Annotated in this window: 1 protein-coding gene; it reads left to right on the forward strand. The window is 51.8% G+C overall.

Features of this window, described 5'->3' with window-relative positions; all coding sequences use genetic code 11:
- The first annotated feature begins 109 nt into the window (after positions 1 to 109).
- On the forward strand, positions 110 to 979 hold the full coding sequence (locus ACRDDY_RS18160) for a hypothetical protein (protein ID WP_438566338.1): 870 nt from the start codon (positions 110 to 112) through the stop codon (positions 977 to 979).
- The last annotated feature ends 49 nt before the right edge of the window (positions 980 to 1,028 follow it).

Here is a 1,028-nt window from a genome sequence, read left to right on the forward strand (position 1 = left end):
GTGAGTTCGATATTATGCGTCATTTTATTTTCGCTCCGTGTGTTGACAGTAATGTCATACTCGCATAATATGACCACATCGTCAAGTACAAACCACAACGGAGTAAGACATGAACACCAACAACACATTCACACTCACCATGCCGACTGATGACCCAATCGCGTTAAACGCGTTCAGTCGTGCTCTGCACGAAATGGCCGTAGCACACGGTGCGCCAGTGGTACAGGGTAAGGTCATTGAACGTACCGAAACTATCGGTAACTGCAGCGTCACAGAGAAGATTCTGTCTGACGACGAACTCGAAGCACTGTTGAATGACCGCGACCACGTAACAGTGCTGGACACCAGTGTAAATCCACCGGTTATCGTTAGTGGTCCCGAAGATATCACGGTGTCCGACCTCATCGACTCGGAAGGTTTACCTTGGGACGAGCGTATCCACGCCGGTTCAAAGACCCGTAACCAAGACGGTACATGGAAGGCACGTAAAAAACGCCAAGACATGACCGCCGAAGAGTGGAGCGACTACGTTACAGGCGTGAAAGCTGAATTGAAAGAGCTGATGAGCGTACCGGTTGTGACACCACCTGTAACAACACCTGAACCGGCATTACCATCGGACAACGAACAGTACGCCGCAGCGTGGGCTAAACATTATGGTGATGAAACCTCTGAGCCGGAAGTTGTACCACCTGTTCCAGCAGTTGAACCACCAATGCCCGTACCACCTGTTCCAGCAGTCGAGCCGGAAGTGACCGTTGCGATTGAAGCGGAGCAGTTGCCTCCAGCACCGCCAGTAAGTGACAGTGTAACAACCTTTCCGGCGTTGATGACATGGTTAACTTCGCACGAATCGGTGCTGACCGTTGAGCGTGTGAATCAAGTGGTACAGTCGCACGGTCTGACCGAACTGAAACAACTGATTCAGCGTCCCGACCTGATCCCGCAAGTGTTCGTTACACTGTCACAGGAGGTGTGACCATGCGCCCACCAAAGGTATCAAGTGCTGCACAGTGGATGACCTGTCG

The sequence above is a fragment of the Clostridium sp. genome (assembly GCF_051656525.1).
In the GTDB taxonomy this organism is placed as follows: domain Bacteria; phylum Bacillota; class Clostridia; order Clostridiales; family Clostridiaceae; genus Clostridium.

Excerpts from the sequence above, each read along its gene's own strand:
- ACRDDY_RS18160 (WP_438566338.1), top strand. The coding sequence starts at position 110 with ATGAACACCAACAACACATTCACACTCACCATGCCGACTGATGACCCA.